The 14,928-nt window shown below is 61.8% G+C and carries 13 protein-coding genes; 6 read left to right on the top strand and 7 right to left on the bottom strand.

Annotated elements, in window-relative coordinates:
- Positions 1-93 precede the first annotated feature (93 nt).
- The 3 genes from araG to M0D64_RS35730 all read left to right on the top strand — a co-directional run bounded on the left by araG (position 94) and on the right by M0D64_RS35730 (position 4,526).
- A complete protein-coding gene (gene araG / locus M0D64_RS35740) occupies positions 94-1,653 on the top strand; it encodes an L-arabinose ABC transporter ATP-binding protein AraG (RefSeq protein ID WP_266261233.1) in 1,560 nt (519 codons plus the stop codon).
- Positions 1,654-1,728: 75 nt separating this feature from the next.
- Positions 1,729-2,733, top strand: coding sequence for an L-arabinose ABC transporter permease AraH (gene araH, locus M0D64_RS35735; RefSeq protein ID WP_093634676.1), 1,005 nt, complete (start codon positions 1,729-1,731; stop codon positions 2,731-2,733).
- Between the two features lie 59 nt (positions 2,734-2,792).
- Positions 2,793-4,526 carry an IlvD/Edd family dehydratase gene (locus tag M0D64_RS35730; RefSeq protein WP_154558770.1) on the top strand — a complete coding sequence of 578 codons (1,734 nt, stop codon included), beginning with the start codon at positions 2,793-2,795 and terminating at the stop codon, positions 4,524-4,526.
- Positions 4,527-4,802: 276 nt separating this feature from the next.
- On the opposite strand, the gene sap1 is transcribed toward M0D64_RS35730, so the two are convergent.
- Together sap1 and speG are read right to left on the bottom strand one after the other, a co-directional pair.
- Positions 4,803-5,141: a surface attachment protein Sap1 gene (sap1, locus tag M0D64_RS35725; protein ID WP_154558771.1), complete on the bottom strand. Its 339-nt coding sequence runs from the start codon at positions 5,139-5,141 to the stop codon at positions 4,803-4,805.
- Positions 5,142-5,590: 449 nt separating this feature from the next.
- Positions 5,591-6,130, bottom strand: coding sequence for a spermidine N1-acetyltransferase (gene speG, locus M0D64_RS35720; protein WP_266238828.1), 540 nt, complete (start codon positions 6,128-6,130; stop codon positions 5,591-5,593).
- Between the two features lie 277 nt (positions 6,131-6,407).
- On the opposite strand from speG, the gene M0D64_RS35715 reads away from it, so the two are divergent.
- Complete coding sequence (locus tag M0D64_RS35715; protein WP_168435575.1) at positions 6,408-6,587, top strand: hypothetical protein; 180 nt, start codon at positions 6,408-6,410, stop codon at positions 6,585-6,587.
- 203 nt (positions 6,588-6,790) lie between these two features.
- Here the strand turns inward: M0D64_RS35715 and M0D64_RS35710 are convergent, their stop codons facing one another.
- Positions 6,791-7,261, bottom strand: coding sequence for an HIT family protein (locus M0D64_RS35710; protein WP_266238827.1), 471 nt, complete (start codon positions 7,259-7,261; stop codon positions 6,791-6,793).
- 81 nt (positions 7,262-7,342) lie between these two features.
- Positions 7,343-8,278 carry a GlxA family transcriptional regulator gene (locus M0D64_RS35705; protein WP_266261232.1) on the bottom strand — a complete coding sequence of 312 codons (936 nt, stop codon included), beginning with the start codon at positions 8,276-8,278 and terminating at the stop codon, positions 7,343-7,345.
- Between the two features lie 175 nt (positions 8,279-8,453).
- On the opposite strand from M0D64_RS35705, the gene M0D64_RS35700 reads away from it, so the two are divergent.
- Positions 8,454-9,254: an SDR family oxidoreductase gene (locus M0D64_RS35700; protein ID WP_154558776.1), complete on the top strand. Its 801-nt coding sequence runs from the start codon at positions 8,454-8,456 to the stop codon at positions 9,252-9,254.
- A gap of 30 nt (positions 9,255-9,284) precedes the next feature.
- Here the strand turns inward: M0D64_RS35700 and M0D64_RS35695 are convergent, their stop codons facing one another.
- A complete protein-coding gene (locus tag M0D64_RS35695) occupies positions 9,285-9,812 on the bottom strand; it encodes an Lrp/AsnC family transcriptional regulator (protein ID WP_054037036.1) in 528 nt (175 codons plus the stop codon).
- A gap of 152 nt (positions 9,813-9,964) precedes the next feature.
- On the opposite strand from M0D64_RS35695, the gene mdeB reads away from it, so the two are divergent.
- Complete coding sequence (gene mdeB / locus M0D64_RS35690; RefSeq protein ID WP_266238826.1) at positions 9,965-12,715, top strand: alpha-ketoglutarate dehydrogenase; 2,751 nt, start codon at positions 9,965-9,967, stop codon at positions 12,713-12,715.
- On the opposite strand, the gene M0D64_RS35685 is transcribed toward mdeB, so the two are convergent.
- Both M0D64_RS35685 and M0D64_RS35680 read right to left on the bottom strand, forming a co-directional pair.
- Entirely contained in the window at positions 12,716-13,825 is a 1,110-nt protein-coding gene (locus M0D64_RS35685; protein ID WP_154558778.1) for a diguanylate cyclase, read from the bottom strand.
- 71 nt (positions 13,826-13,896) lie between these two features.
- Entirely contained in the window at positions 13,897-14,913 is a 1,017-nt protein-coding gene (locus M0D64_RS35680) for a chemotaxis response regulator protein-glutamate methylesterase (RefSeq protein WP_171925263.1), read from the bottom strand.
- Between the last annotated feature and the right edge of the window lie 15 nt (positions 14,914-14,928).

The following is a 14,928-nucleotide window of genomic DNA, read 5'->3' as shown; positions in this document are numbered from 1 at the left end:
ATTCGAGTCTGCACACTGCGGGCCTTTTCACGTTCACGCTGACGTCAACGCGAGATCGGCCCGCATAGCTTGTCCACCCGCTAGAGGCTTTCGATGACGGTTTCTCACACTGGCGAAACGGGCCAAGCGGCGCGGCCCGCGCAAGCGCCCTCGCCTACGCTTACGTCGACTGATCCGTATCTGCAACTCGACGGCATCACCGTGCGCTTTCCCGGCGTGCTCGCGCTCGACCAGGTGTCGCTCGACGTGCGGCGCGGCGAGGTACATGGGTTGATGGGTGAAAACGGCGCCGGCAAATCGACGCTGCTCAAAGTGCTGTCCGGCGTGAACCAGCCGGCAGCGGGCACCTTGTTGCTCGATGGTGTTGAGCAACAGTTCACCACGACCAAGGCGGCCATCGCGGCGGGCGTCGCAATCATCTATCAGGAACTGCATCTGGTGCCTGAATTGACCGTTGCAGAAAACCTGATGCTCGGAGCCCTGCCCAACCGCTTCGGCGTGCTCGATGAAAAGGCGCTGATTGCACGCGCGGTGCGCGAGCTGGAAAGACTAGGCGAAAAAATCGACCCGTCGCAACAGGTGAAGAATCTGTCGATCGGTCAGCGCCAGATGATCGAAATCGGCAAGGCGCTGATGCGCGATGCGCGCGTGATTGCGTTCGACGAACCGACGAGTTCGTTGTCGTCGCGCGAAACCGCGCAGCTGTTCCGGATCATCCGAGCGTTGAAGGCCGAGGGCCGCGCGATCATCTACGTCACGCATCGGATGGACGAAGTCTACGAACTGTGCGACCGCGTGACGGTGTTTCGCGACGGTCGCCGCATCGATACGTTCGAAGCCGGCGACGGACTCGATCGCGATCGCCTGATCAGTTGCATGGTGGGCCGTTCGATCGCCGACGTGTACGGCTACCGCACACGCGAACTGGGTGGCCTGCAACTCGAAGTCAGGGACCTGATGGGACGCGGCTTGCGCGAACCGGCCTCGTTCACCGCACGTAAAGGTGAAATTGTCGGCTTCTTCGGTCTGGTGGGTGCAGGCCGTTCGGAGCTGATGAAACTGATTTACGGCGCCGTCAAGCCGAGCGCCGGTGAGATCGTGCTCAAGGGAAAACGTGTGCGTTTCGCCACGCCGCGCGATGCCGTGCGTGCGGGCGTTGCACTGTGCCCGGAAGATCGCAAGCAGGAAGGCATCGTCTCGATTGCTTCTGTGTCGGACAACCTCAACATCAGTTGCCGCCGTCACTTCAGCCGCTTCAACGTGCTTAACGGCCGCAAGGAAGCACAGACCGCCAAAGAGTTCATCAGCAAGCTCTCAATCAAAACGCGTAACGGCGAAACACCGATCGGCACCCTCTCCGGCGGCAATCAGCAGAAGGTGATTCTGTCGCGCTGGCTCGCTGAAGACATCGACGTGTTCCTCATGGACGAACCCACGCGCGGCATTGACGTCGGCGCGCGCAGTGAGATTTACGGCTTGCTGTATGGGCTCGCTGAAGCGGGCCGCACGGTCATTGTCGTGTCGAGCGATCTGGCTGAGGTGATCGGCGTGGCGGATCGCGTGATCGTGATGAAGGAAGGCTGCATCGTCGGCAATCTGCCGAAAGCGCAGGCCACGCCGGATGCGCTGATCAAGCTTGCACTGCCACGCTGAGGACGCCACGCTCACCAGACCACTGAATGCAACCGACGGCAACTGCGTCGCGCCATCGAAAACGGAATAGACATCATGCAGACACCCTCAACCGACTCCTCCACGCCAGCCATCGCTTCCTCGGGCCTGAGCGCGCGCGCCGCGCGCACCTGGGACCTCATCAACAAGTCCGGCATCGTGATGGTGTTCATCATCCTGTTCGCGGCTTTGTCGTTCACCGTGCCGGATTTCTTAAGCTCGCGAAACATCCAGGGCTTGCTGCTCTCCGTCACGCTAATTGGTTCGATATCCGTAACGATGATGTTCGTGCTCGCGCTGGGCGAAGTGGATTTGTCGGTGGCGTCGATCGTTGCGTTCGCGGGCGTGGTGGCGTCCACCCTGATTACCGCGACGCATAGCGTGACGCTCGGCATCGCTGCCGGCGTGCTCGCGGGTGGCGCGGTCGGACTGGTCAACGGCGTGCTGGTTGCGCGCTACAAGATCAACTCGCTGATCGTCACGCTCGCGATGATGGAGGTCGTGCGCGGCCTCGCCTTCATCACATCGAACGGCGACGCGGTGATGATTTCCGAAGAGCGTTTCTTCGACCTTGGTGGCGGCGCGTTCCTCGGTATTTCTTATCCGATCTGGAGCAACATCGTCGGCTTCGTGCTGTTCGGTTTTCTGCTGAAGAAAACCGTATTCGGCAAAAACGTGCTGGCCGTGGGCGGCAATAGCGAGGCCGCTTTGCTCGCGGGCTTGCCGGTCACCCGAATCAAGATCACAGTGTTCGTATTGCAAGGCCTCGTAACAGGCTTTGCAGGCGTGATGCTGGCGTCACGCATGAGCCTCGGCGACCCAAAAACGTCGGTGGGTCTCGAGCTCGGCGTGATCTCCGCGTGCGTGCTCGGCGGCGTTTCGCTGACGGGTGGCGTCGCAACGATTTCCGGTGTGCTGGTCGGCGTGCTGATCATGGGTTCCGTGCAGGACGCAATGAGCCTGATGAATGTGCCGACCTTCTACCAATACCTGATTCGCGGCGGGATTCTGCTGCTCGCGGTGTTGTTCGATCAGTACCGCCGCAGCAAGCGCGTGCACTGACGCTGACATACGCCCCGGGCCAGGCGCCCCGCACTACATGCTTGCCAACAGGAGATTTCATGGCTGATTCCAACCAGACTAAAAAGCCGCTGCGCAGCCAGGCGTGGTTTGGCCTCAAAGATCGCGACGGCTTTCTGCATCGATCGTGGATGAAAAACCAGGGCATTCCGCACGACGAATTCGACGGACGTCCGGTGATCGGCATCTGCAATACGTGGTCTGAGCTCACGCCGTGCAATGCGCATTTTCGCGAGCTCGCCGAGTACGTGAAAAAAGGCGTGCACGAAGCGGGCGGTTTGCCGCTCGAGTTTCCGGTGATGTCGCTCGGCGAGACCAATCTGCGGCCTACCGCGATGCTGTTTCGCAATCTGGCTTCGATGGATGTCGAGGAGTCGATTCGCGGCAATCCGATGGACGGCGTGATTCTGCTGGTCGGCTGCGATAAGACCACGCCGGCGCTGCTGATGGGCGCGGCGTCGTGCAATCTGCCGGCACTGGCCGTGTCGGGCGGACCGATGCTCAACGGACGATTTCGCGGCAAGAACATCGGCTCGGGTACGGGCGTCTGGCAGATGTCCGAGGAAGTGCGCGCCGGCACGATGACACAGGAAGAATTCACCGAAGCCGAGTCGTGCATGAACCGCTCGCGCGGCCACTGCATGACGATGGGCACGGCGTCGACGATGGCTTCGATGGTCGAATCGCTCGGCATGGGCTTGCCGCACAACGCGGCGATTCCCGCAGTCGATGCACGCCGGCAAGTGCTCGCGCATCTGGCCGGCCGGCGCATCGTCGACATGGTTCGCGAGGATCTGACGATGGACAAGATCCTCACGCGCCAGGCGTTCGAAAACGCGATTCGCACCAATGCGGCGATCGGCGGGTCGACCAATGCGGTCGTGCATCTGATAGCGCTCGCCAAACGCATTGGCGTGGAGCTTTCGCTGGAGGACTGGGAGCTCGGCTCGAACGTGCCGTGTCTCGTGAATCTGCAACCGTCAGGCGAGTACCTGATGGAAGACTTTTACTACGCGGGTGGCTTGCCCGCCGTGCTCAAGCAACTCGGCGAGCAAGGTCTGCTGCATCGCGAAGCGCTGACGGTGAACGGCAAGACGATCTGGGACAACGTGCGCAACGCGCCGAATCACGACGAGAAGGTCATTACGACGTTCGCCGAGCCGTTCAAGCCGAAGGCCGGCATCGCGGTGCTCAAGGGCAACCTGGCGCCAAACGGCGCGGTGATCAAGCCGTCGGCGGCGACACCTCATCTGCTGAAGCATCGCGGCCGCGCAGTGGTATTCGAGAACATCGAGGAGCTGCACGCGAAGATCGACGACGAATCGCTCGATATCGACGAGCACTGCGTCATGGTGCTCAAGGGCGCGGGGCCGAAGGGATACCCGGGCTTCGCCGAAGTCGGCAACATGCCGCTGCCAAAGAAGGTGCTGCAGAAGGGCATCACGGACATGGTGCGCATTTCGGACGGCCGCATGAGCGGCACGGCATACGGCTCGGTGGTCCTGCATGTATCGCCGGAAGCGGCCGCGGGCGGGCCGCTCGCGTTCGTGCAAACCGGCGACATGATCGAACTCGACGTCGACGCCCGCCGCCTGCATCTGGATGTCACCGACGAAGAACTCGCGCGTCGCCGCGCTGCCTGGCAGCCGCCTGCGCCGCCCACGCGCGGCTACTACAAGCTCTACGTCGAGCACGTGCTGCAAGCGGACCAGGGGGCGGATCTGGATTTCCTGGTCGGATCGAGCGGCGCGCCCGTGCCGCGCGACTCGCATTGATGGTCTTTTGAACGGTTAGCCGTTTCTCCCTGCGCTTTGCGAGAAGGCGTATTGCCGATGCGGATCGAAAGCCCGCATCGGCTTTTTTATCGGCGTCACATCATAGAAAACGCGCATGGAAAGCGCACGCAGAAATAAAAAGCGGCCGGGCACTCAATGCCCAGCCGATTTTTAACTCGCAGGTTCGCAGCCCCTCAGATTTTTAATATCAGAGGGTTTGTAGCGTAAATTAAAACCCGTCAAACCGGGCGTTTACCCGGGGTGTTGGCGTTTAGCTTATTGTTTGATGAATCGATCGTTTGCCCAGAGGCCTTGTGTATCGCTATTCCCAGCGTTCACGAATTCGACGTCATGGCCAACCACGCGCACAACGCGGAAACTCGAGTTTTCCGGCGTCGAAACGCACTGATATCCCGAGAAGAATTCCTGCATCTTTTGCTGTTCCCCGGCTTGCGCGTGTTGGTCGGCGGCGTCGAGTTTATCCTTCGACAGACAGCCATACGCGTTGGCCTTGAACTGGATTGTTTGCTGCGGCTTGACCATGGCGTCTTGAGCCTGAACAGAAGCGGCAGCCAATCCCGCAATGGCGAAAACAAGGGCGATTCGCGTTTTCATATTTTCCTCCGGTGCGGGTTGAATTACTCAGGTTAGCTATGTATTTAACTTTAACGTCGAACCCGCACCTTGCACTTTAGGAGAACGCGCAAGAACGACAAGCACATCTTGTGTGCGGTCGCAACAGCGGCGAATTGTCGCACCACCTGTCGCACCTGCTTAAGCCTTGAGCAGCCGCTTAAACAGGACGGATTGAAACGGATAACTAAAAGACGGGCAGGGTGCGCCGCTTTAACCAGTAAAGCTTTGCGGCGCGTATTGGCGTAAACGTGAGGCACCAATTAAGTGATTTACTACAATTAATACAGGCATTTGGTGCGTTGCACACAAAGTCATTCACCCGACTAATCAAAAATCACGAAATAACGGTGTGTATACAGAAGATAAACGGTGCCAGGTGTCCCAGGCGACGCAGCATGGCGTGGCTGGTTGACGCAGGTTGAACTCACTCAGCCGTGCCGATCGGTCTTGAAGAACTCGGACTGGAACATGCACATGCGCAACGCATTGTGATAGCGGCCGTTGCCGAAAAACTCCTCGATCAACTCGGCCTCATGCCGGAAACCGCACTTCTCATAGATGTGGATGGCAGCGGTATTCGACTTATCGACGATCAGGTAGACCTTGCGCAGGTTCAGCACCGAAAACGCGTAGTCGATCGCGAGCTGCGTGGCGATGGTGGCGTAGCCGCGGCCTTGCGCATCCGGTGCGATGATGATCTGAAACTCGCCGCGCCGGTGGATATAGTCCAGCTCGATCAGCTCGACGACGCCAACTGTCTGGCCGTCGTTGTCGATCGCCACGAAGCGGCGCTCGCGCAGGTCGTGCACGTGCTGGTCGTAGAGCTGGGTCAGTTCGGAGAACGTTTCATAAGGCTCTTCGAACCAGTAACGCATGATCTTTGCGTTGTTGTTCACTTCGTGGACGAAGCGCAGGTCGGTGCGCTCGAGCGGGCGCAGGGTCAGTTCGCTGCTGCGTTCGATAGTCATTGGATTCCCCTTGAGAATTATTGATTTGATTCCGCAGCCTCAGCATGAGAACTCAAGCTTGCGTTTCCTGTTAGTCCGGGCGCAGCGCGGGGAGTTCTTACAACGCCTCTCGTCCGCGTAGCGCGGTCTTGCGAAGCGCGAGACGCTGCGCGGGTTCGGCAAGGGAGGGGCGTCGCGTTGTCGCAGGCCGCTTATCGCAAATTTGTGAGGGGCTCGGCACCGTGTGGGCACATGCGGTGCTCTACAATGAAATCATGCTCTTGCGATGGAGGCTACCGTGATCGAGCAATTGATATTAGGCGCCTTTCTGGTCATCCCGCTGCTCATCGTCGCGTTTCTTTTCTCCGACGAATTGTGGCAGGAGCATCGGCATTTGCACGACCTGCATCTTGAGCCCACGAAGCCGCGCCGTATCGACTGGCGGCATCCGTTGCGCCGCTCGCGGCATCGGGTTTGACCCTTTCAGTGGAATGCATGGAACATCGCGCCGCAAGCGTCGCTGCGAGGCGAGGACGGTTCGCGAATGAGACCCGCAAATAAAAAAGCCTGCCGTTTCGGGCAGGCTGAAAAGAGATCCACACTCAATGCCTTGTGGGTACAAGGCAGACGCCAGTCTAGTCACATTGCGCGATCGGCTGGTTTCACCGGCCATTACACATATTACGGGGCGTGACCAGTTGCGTCGTCTTCGGCGTTCGCACCGTCAGCGGGGGCGCGCCAATGATTGCGAATGCGCGTGGCGAGCGCTTCGAGCGTGGCCGCATCGGCGACTTCGCGTGCATGCATGCGCAGCGGCTGTCCTTCCCAACGCGGAATCACGTGAAAATGCACATGCGGCACCGTTTGTCCCGCCGCGGCGCCATTGAACTGTCCGATGAACACGCCGTCCGGGCGCAAGGCCGCGCGCACGGCGATGGCGAGTTTCTGCGTCATGCGCATGCAGGCCACTGTCGAGGCATCCGACAACTCGAAAATCTCAACCGCCGCTTCCTTCGGCACGACCAGCATGTGGCCGTCGGCTTGCGGCATCAGGTCCATGAAGGCCAGCGCGGCATCGCTTTCCGCCACTTTGATGCAGGGTAGTTCGCCGCGCAGAATCTTCGCGAAGGGATTGCTGTCGTCGTAGTTCATCACGCGTCCTCTAGTTGCCGTACGGTTCAAGGTGGAGATGCTGTCGGCGATATTGTCCACCACCTCTGTTACAGCCCGCTGTTACATCGCGCGCGCTGCGCGTTTGATCGCTTGCGGAGGCTGGCCGAACGCGCGCAGAAAGGCGCGCCGCATCCGTTCGGTATCGATAAAGCCGGTTTCGACCGCGACAGCTTCCATAGAGTGACGGCCTGCTTCGAGCATGGCGCGGGCGGCTTCCACACGCAACGCCTCGATGGCCTTAGCCGGCGATTGGCGCGTTTCGTCGCGAAAGGCGCGGCTGAACTGGCGCGGACTCAGATGCGCGACGTCGGCGAGCTGTTCGACCGTCAACGGCTCGCGCAGATGGTTCTTCGCGTACGACAGCGCGTCCTGAATGCGGTCGGACTTCGGTTCCAGGTCGAGCATGGCCGAGAACTGCGACTGGCCGCCGGTGCGCCGGTGATAGACCACGAGTTTCTTGGCGATGGCGCGCGAGACCGCGATGCCGAGATCGCTTTCGATCAGCGCCAGACACAAGTCGATGCACGCCGTCATACCGGCCGAGGTCCACACCGAGCCGTCGGCGACAAAGATGCGGTCTTCGTCGATACGCGTATCGGGAAAGCGCTGCTGCAAGTTGCGGGCGTGGTACCAGTGGGTCGTGGCATGCCGGCCGTCGAGGATGCCCGCTTCGGCCAGCACGAAGGCACCGGTGCAGATACTGGTGGTGCGGCGCGAGGCGGCGAGGGCGTCGTTCAAAAACCCCAGCAATCCCGCCGACGACGGCTCGATCTGCATCGCGCCCGTGACGACCACCGTGTCATACGGCGGGTCGCCAAACGCCTTTGTCGCAATCTCGACGCCCGACGAGCTGCGCACCATCCCGCCCTGTTCGGAGATGACTTCCACTTGGTATTCCGGCTGCCCGGCCTCGAGGTTCGCCAGTTCGAACACGGAGATCGCCACCATATCGAGGATCTGGAAGCCGGGGAAGACCACCACGCCGATGCGTTTCATTGCGATGTCCTAAAACGAGGTAAATATGACATTTGAGACAAGAGGCTACGCGCTTAGACTTCACTCGTCAACACCGCGATGCCCACAAAAAAGGCGCAGCGGGGGAGGTTCCAGTTTTCCCCATTCATCGATCAGGGCTCAGGCGTGACGCGCTAAGCCCGCAAGGAGATTCACCATGGCAACGCAAGCAAACAAGGGCACGGCATTGATTACGGGCGCATCGTCGGGCATCGGTGCGGTTTATGCGGACCGCCTCGCGCGGCGCGGTTACGACCTGATTCTGGTGGCGCGCGACGTCAAACGTCTGACGGGCGTAGCCGAGCGTCTGACCGCGGAAACCGGCCGCCATATCGAGACCATCGCTGCCGATCTGACCATCAAGGGCGACCAGCGGCGTATCGAGGAGCGTTTGCGCGCCGACCGCGGCATCACCATGCTGGTCAACAACGCGGGCGTCGGCGCGACGGCTTCGCTGATCGACTCGAATATCGACGACCTCGACGGCATGATCGAGCTGAACGTGACAGCGCTGACGCGGCTGACGGCTGCAGCCGTGCCGGGTTTCGTGGAGCGGGGCAATGGCGTCCTGATCAATATTTCGTCCGTCGTCGCACTCTCGCCGGAGTTGCTGAACGGCACCTACAGCGGCACCAAGGCCTATGTGCTGAACCTGACGCAGTCGCTGCATCATGAAGTGGGCGACAAGGGCGTGCAGTTGCAGGCCGTGCTGCCGGGCGCCACCAGTACCGCGTTCTGGGACCGCGCCGGTCTCGCGGTTGAACATCTGCCGTCGCAGATCGTGATGACCGCCGAGGACATGGTGGACGCCGCGCTCGTGGGCCTCGACCAGCATGAACTCGTGACGATTCCGTCCTTGCCGGATGCGGCCGATTGGGAGCGCTTCAACACCGCACGCCAGCATCTCGGGCCGAACCTGTCGCACAGCGTGCCGGCTGCGCGTTATACGCGCGGGTAATCGCTGGCTTGGTGTGCACCTCGCGAGCGCCTAGCGCCAGTCGGTTGAAACGTCGTCGGGATCGACCAGTGTCAGTCCCGACGACGGCAGCGGCAAGGCCGTCTTGTAGCGCACCTGCTTGAGCGCAAAGCTCGAACGAATGTTGGAGATGCCCGGGATCTTCGTCAGATGGTCGACGATGAACCGCTCCAGCGTCTGCATATCCGGCATCACCACGCGCAGCAGATAGTCGGCGTCGCCCGTCATCAGATAGCACTCCATCACCTCGGGGCGCTCCGAAATCGCCTGCTCGAAGCGAGTCAGCGCGTCTTCCACCTGCTTTTCCAGACTCACCTGAATGAACACGTTGATGCGCAGCCCGAGCGGCTCCGGATTCAGCAGCGTGACCTGCTGCTTGAACAGGCCGAGCTTTTCGAGCGCGCGCACGCGGTTGAAGCAGGGCGTGGGCGACAGATTCACCGAGCGGGCCAGATCCGCATTGGTGATGCGCGCGTTCTGCTGCAACTGGCTCAGGATGCCGATGTCGATGCGGTCGAGTCGTCTGGGTGGCGTGGTCATAGAGTAAATATTCTGTCGTGTGGGCCAAATCCGGAATAAATAGCCTATCTCAGTGCAGGATCACAAGCAAATGAGACGCTCATTTTGTGAGCACGTGGTTACCATTGACTCACTCGATCTTGAACCGAACGCGTCGATGCGGGAGTGGTGCCATGACGGATTTGTCCAGCGGTAGCAAGCAGTTGCGGTCTTTGGATCTCCAGCGCGCGGAGCGTGCGGAGGCGGAAGATGCTGACCCGCAGGAAACCGCCGAATGGCTGGAAGCGCTCGATGCCGTGGTCGCTCATGTCGGCCGTGATCGCGCGCAGTTTCTGTTCGACAAGCTCGCGGGCCATGCGCTGTTGCTGGGTGTGGAATCGGCGCGGACCAACGTCACGCCGTACCAGAACACGATCCCGTTCGATCAGCAGCCGCGCTATCCGGGCAATCTCGAACTCGAAGAACGTCTGGCAGGTGCGCTGCGCTGGAATGCGCTGGCGATGGTGGTGCGCGCAAACCAGGCGTACGGCGAACTCGGCGGCCATATCGCGAGCTATGCGTCGGCGGCGGATCTGTTCGAGGTCGGCTTCAACCATTTCTTTCGCGCCGCGGCGCCGGGCGGAGAGGAGGGCACGGGCGACCTCGTCTACTTCCAGCCGCATTCGTCGCCGGGTGTGTATGCGCGGGCTTACCTCGAAGGCTTTCTCTCTGAGGAACACCTGCAGCATTACCGTCGCGAGATTGGCGGGCCTGGGCTGTGTTCGTATCCGCATCCGTGGCTGATGCCGGACTTCTGGCAGTTCCCGACCGGCTCGATGGGCATTGGTCCGATCAACGCGATTTACCAGGCGCGCTTCATGCGCTATCTCGCCAATCGCGGCCTCGTGCAAACGGAAGGTCGCAAGGTGTGGGGCTTCTTCGGCGATGGCGAGATGGACGAGCCGGAATCGACCGGCGCGCTGTCGATTGCGGCGCGCGAAGGGCTCGACAACCTCGTGTTCGTCATCAACTGCAATCTGCAGCGGTTGGACGGCCCGGTGCGCAGTAACGGCCGCATCATCGACGAGCTTGAGGCGCACTTCATCGGCGCAGGCTGGAATGTGATCAAGGTGGTGTGGGGCTCGGACTGGGACGCGCTGTTTTCACGCGACCGCACCGGCGCGTTGCTGCGCGCGTTCGCACACACCGTCGACGGCCAGTTCCAGACCTTCTCGGCCAACGACGGCGCGTACAACCGCGAGCGTTTCTTCGGCCAGAACCCGGAGCTTGCCGCGCTCGCCGCGCAGCTGAGCGACGACGACATCGACCGTCTGCGCCGCGGCGGCCACGACGTGCGCAAGCTGCACGCGGCGTATGCGAAAGCGCTCGCGCATCGCGGCCAGCCGACGGTGATTCTCGCGAAGACGATGAAGGGCTTCGGCATGGGCACCACGGGCCAGGGCCGCATGACCACGCATCAACAGAAGAAACTCGGCTTCGACGACCTCAAGGCGTTTCGCGATCGCTTCCGCCTGCCGCTCACGGATGAGGACGTCGAACAGGTGAAGTTTTACAAGCCAGCGGACGACAGCCCGGAGATGCAATACCTGCATGCTCGCCGGGCTGCCCTGGGAGGCTATCTGCCCAGAAGGCGGAGAGTGGCGTCGAAGGGGCTGATCGTCCCGCCGATGTCCTCCTGGGGGCAATTCGCACTGGATTCGAACGGCCGCGAGATGTCCACGACGATGGCGCTGGTCCGCATGCTGACCGCGCTGCTCAAGGACAACGAAGTCGGCCCGCGCGTGGTGCCGATCGTCGCGGATGAAGCACGCACCTTTGGTATGGCGAACATGTTCCGCCAGGTCGGCATCTATTCGCCGCTCGGGCAGTTGTACGAGCCGGAAGACCTCGGCTCGATGCTCTACTACCGCGAGGACACCAAAGGGCAGATTCTCGAAGAGGGGATTTCGGAAGCGGGCGCGGTGTCGTCGTGGATCGCGGCGGCGACTTCGTACAGCGTGCACAACCTGCCGATGCTGCCGTTCTACATCTACTACTCGATGTTCGGCTTCCAGCGGATTGGCGATTTGATCTGGGCGGCTGCGGATCAGCGCGCGAGAGGTTTTCTGATCGGCGCGACATCAGGTAAGACGACGCTCGGTGGAGAAGGGTTGCAGCATCAGGACGGCACGAGCCATCTGGCGGCATCGACGATTCCGAACTGCCGCGCGTACGATCCGGCGTTCGCTTACGAGGTTGCCGCGATCGTCGACGAGGGCATGCGTGAGATGGTCGAAGAACAGCGCGACGTGTTCTATTACGTGACCGTGATGAACGAGAACTACGCGCAGCCTTCGGTGCCGGGTGGTGATTTGACGACGCTGCGTGAGGGCGTTCTTAAAGGCATCTATCCGCTTGGCGGGGATGCGCAGGCGGCAACGTCGGCAGTTTCAGCGCAGGTGCAATTGCTCGGCGCGGGCGCGATTCTTGGTGAGGTCATCGCGGCGCGACGGTTGCTCAAGGACGACTGGCAAATTGAAGCCGCGGTGTGGAGCGTGACCAGCTTCACCGAGTTGCAGCGTGACGGCATGACGTCGGAAAGAAACGCACGTCTTGGCGAGCCGACAGAGGCGCCCTACGTTACGAAAGCGCTCGAAGCATCGCACGGCCCGATCATCGCCGCGACCGACTATGTTCGCGCGGTGCCAGAACTGATCCGCGCCTACGTGCCGCGCCGCTATGTCACGCTCGGCACGGACGGTTTTGGTCGAAGCGACACGCGTCAGGCGTTGCGCGAGTTCTTCGAAGTGGACCGCAAGTCGATCGTGATCGCGTCGTTGAAGGCGCTGGTGGACGAAGGCGCAATCGATGCGAGCGTGCTCGCCGAAGCACGCAACAAGTATCGCGGCGATGCGCCCGTGGGCGCTGCTTCGTGGCAGTGCTGATCAGCCGCTCACTGACACCTGATTCTTCCCATCGCGTTTCGCCCGATACAGCCCGACGTCGGCGGCTTCGATCAACGTCGTCACCGGTTCGGTCGCGGACGGCACGATGTTCGCCGCGCCGATGCTGATCGTCACGACGCCCGCCGCCGATCCTGCATGCGGAATCGCGAGTCCTTCGATCGCAAGGCGGATTTTCTCGGCAAGCAAGCGCAAGCCACCCGACGATGTTCCCGGCAACACCACCGCGAACTCTTCGCCGCCAAACCGGGCCGCGAGATCGGGCGAGCGTCCCAGACACGACTCGACGGTGTGCGCGACGCGCTTAAGAACCTCGTCACCGGCAACGTGTCCATAGGTGTCGTTGTAGGCCTTGAAGTTATCCACATCGATCATCAGAAAGCCGAGGGCCGTCTTGTCGCGCGTGCCGCGACGCCATTCGGCGGCCAGGTACTGATCGAGGTAGCGGCGATTCGACAAACCGGTCAATCCGTCCGAATGCGTGAGCCGCTGCAATTCCAGATTGGTCGCGAGCAACTGCTGTTGCGACTGGCGCAGGGCCTGATACGCCTCGTCGCGCTGCAACAGGTTCAGATACGAGCGTGAGTGATAGCGAATCCGCGCAATCAATTCGATGCGATCCGGCAGCTTCACGAGGTAGTCGTTGGCGCCGGCGGCGAAGGCCGCGCTTTTCACGAGCGGCTCTTCCTTGGTCGACAGCACGATGATCGGAATATCGCGCGTCGCCGGTTTCTGCCGGTATTGCCGTACGAGGGTGAGGCCGTCGGTGCCGGGCATCACGAGGTCTTGCAGGATCACCGTCGCGCGGGTTTCCTCAGCGCAGCGCACCGCCTCTTCGGGCGACGCGCAGTAATGGAAGTCGACGCTCGTTTCGTCGGCCAGCGCCTGGCGGACCGCCTCGGCGATGATCGCCTGATCGTCGACCAGCAACACCATGATCGGGCACTCGGCCGCGGGCGGATTGCCGAGGATGCGCGCTAACGCGTCATCGATGGCGCTATTCGGTGCGTCCTCCGCGTATGCCTGCGCGTTCGCGTCGTGTTCTGCGAGTTCCTGCGCGGTGGTGGCCTGATGCGGTTTCGGAGTGTCCATATTGGTCAGCCAGAATGAATGTCAATGAGTCGTAGCGGGCTAATGTGCGGCTAGTGTGCGCTTACCGGGCCTTAACGTGTGCCGACGGCGGCGGCGAGCGCAGCGGCAATACGGGGCAAAGGCAGAATCGCGGCGGCGGCGTCGAGCGCCGCCGCCGCCTTCGGCATGCCGTACACGGCGCAGGTCGCTTCGTCCTGCGCGATCGTGTGATACCCCTTTGTGCGCATCGCCTTGAGTCCGATCGCGCCGTCGCGGCCCATGCCGGTCAGCAACACACCGATCGCCCGCGCCGGCCAGCGCGCCACGACACTATGAAAAAACACGTCGACGGAAGGCCGGTAGGGTGTTTCCGCCGGCACGTTCGTATAACCGAGTACGTTAGGCAGCTTCAGGTGCAAATGATCGTCGGTGGCGGCGAGCAACACGACGCCTGCTTCCGGCCGGTCGCCTTCGCTGGCGATTCGCACCGGCAGCGCCGACTGCTGGTTCAGCCAGTCGGCCATGCCGGCGGCGAACGCCGCGTCGACGTGCTGGACAACGACGATTGCCGCCGGGAAATCCTTCGGCAAACCGGCGAGCAGGGTGGCGAGTGCCGCCGGGCCGCCTGCCGAGGCGCCGATTGCAACCAGCGGCGTGTCGCGGTTCGTCATGCTTCTGGGCGCCGCCGCAGTTGCTGCGCCAGGCGCGTTGCGCTCAGTGACCAGCGCGGCGATGCTGTCGATCTTGGCGATCAGGGTGGCGATGCTCTTGTGCGCGTCAGGGCCGCTCAACGAGGGCGTATCCACCGCATCGAGCGCGCCCGCGCCCATCGCTTCGTAGACCCGCCACGCGTTCGCGCCCACGTCGACGGTCACGATCAGGATCGCGCACGGCGCCTTCGCCATGATGCGGCGCGTGGCTTCGATGCCGTCGACGTTAGGCATCACGAGATCCATCAGCACGATGTCGGGCCGCTGCGCGGTGCAGAAATCGACCGCCTGCTGGCCGTCCTGCGCGACCCACAGCACCTCGTAGTCGTGGCGTGCAGCAAGCGCACGGCGCAGTGCTTCGACGGCGAGGGGCAGGTCATTGACGATTCCGATTTTCATCCGTTTTACCCGTGG

It is taken from the genome of Paraburkholderia sp. WS6 (genome assembly GCF_030464835.1).
GTDB classification, from domain to species: domain Bacteria; phylum Pseudomonadota; class Gammaproteobacteria; order Burkholderiales; family Burkholderiaceae; genus Paraburkholderia; species Paraburkholderia madseniana.
Note: the sequence above shows the minus strand (reverse complement) of the source record. Positions and strands in the feature narration are given on the sequence as shown.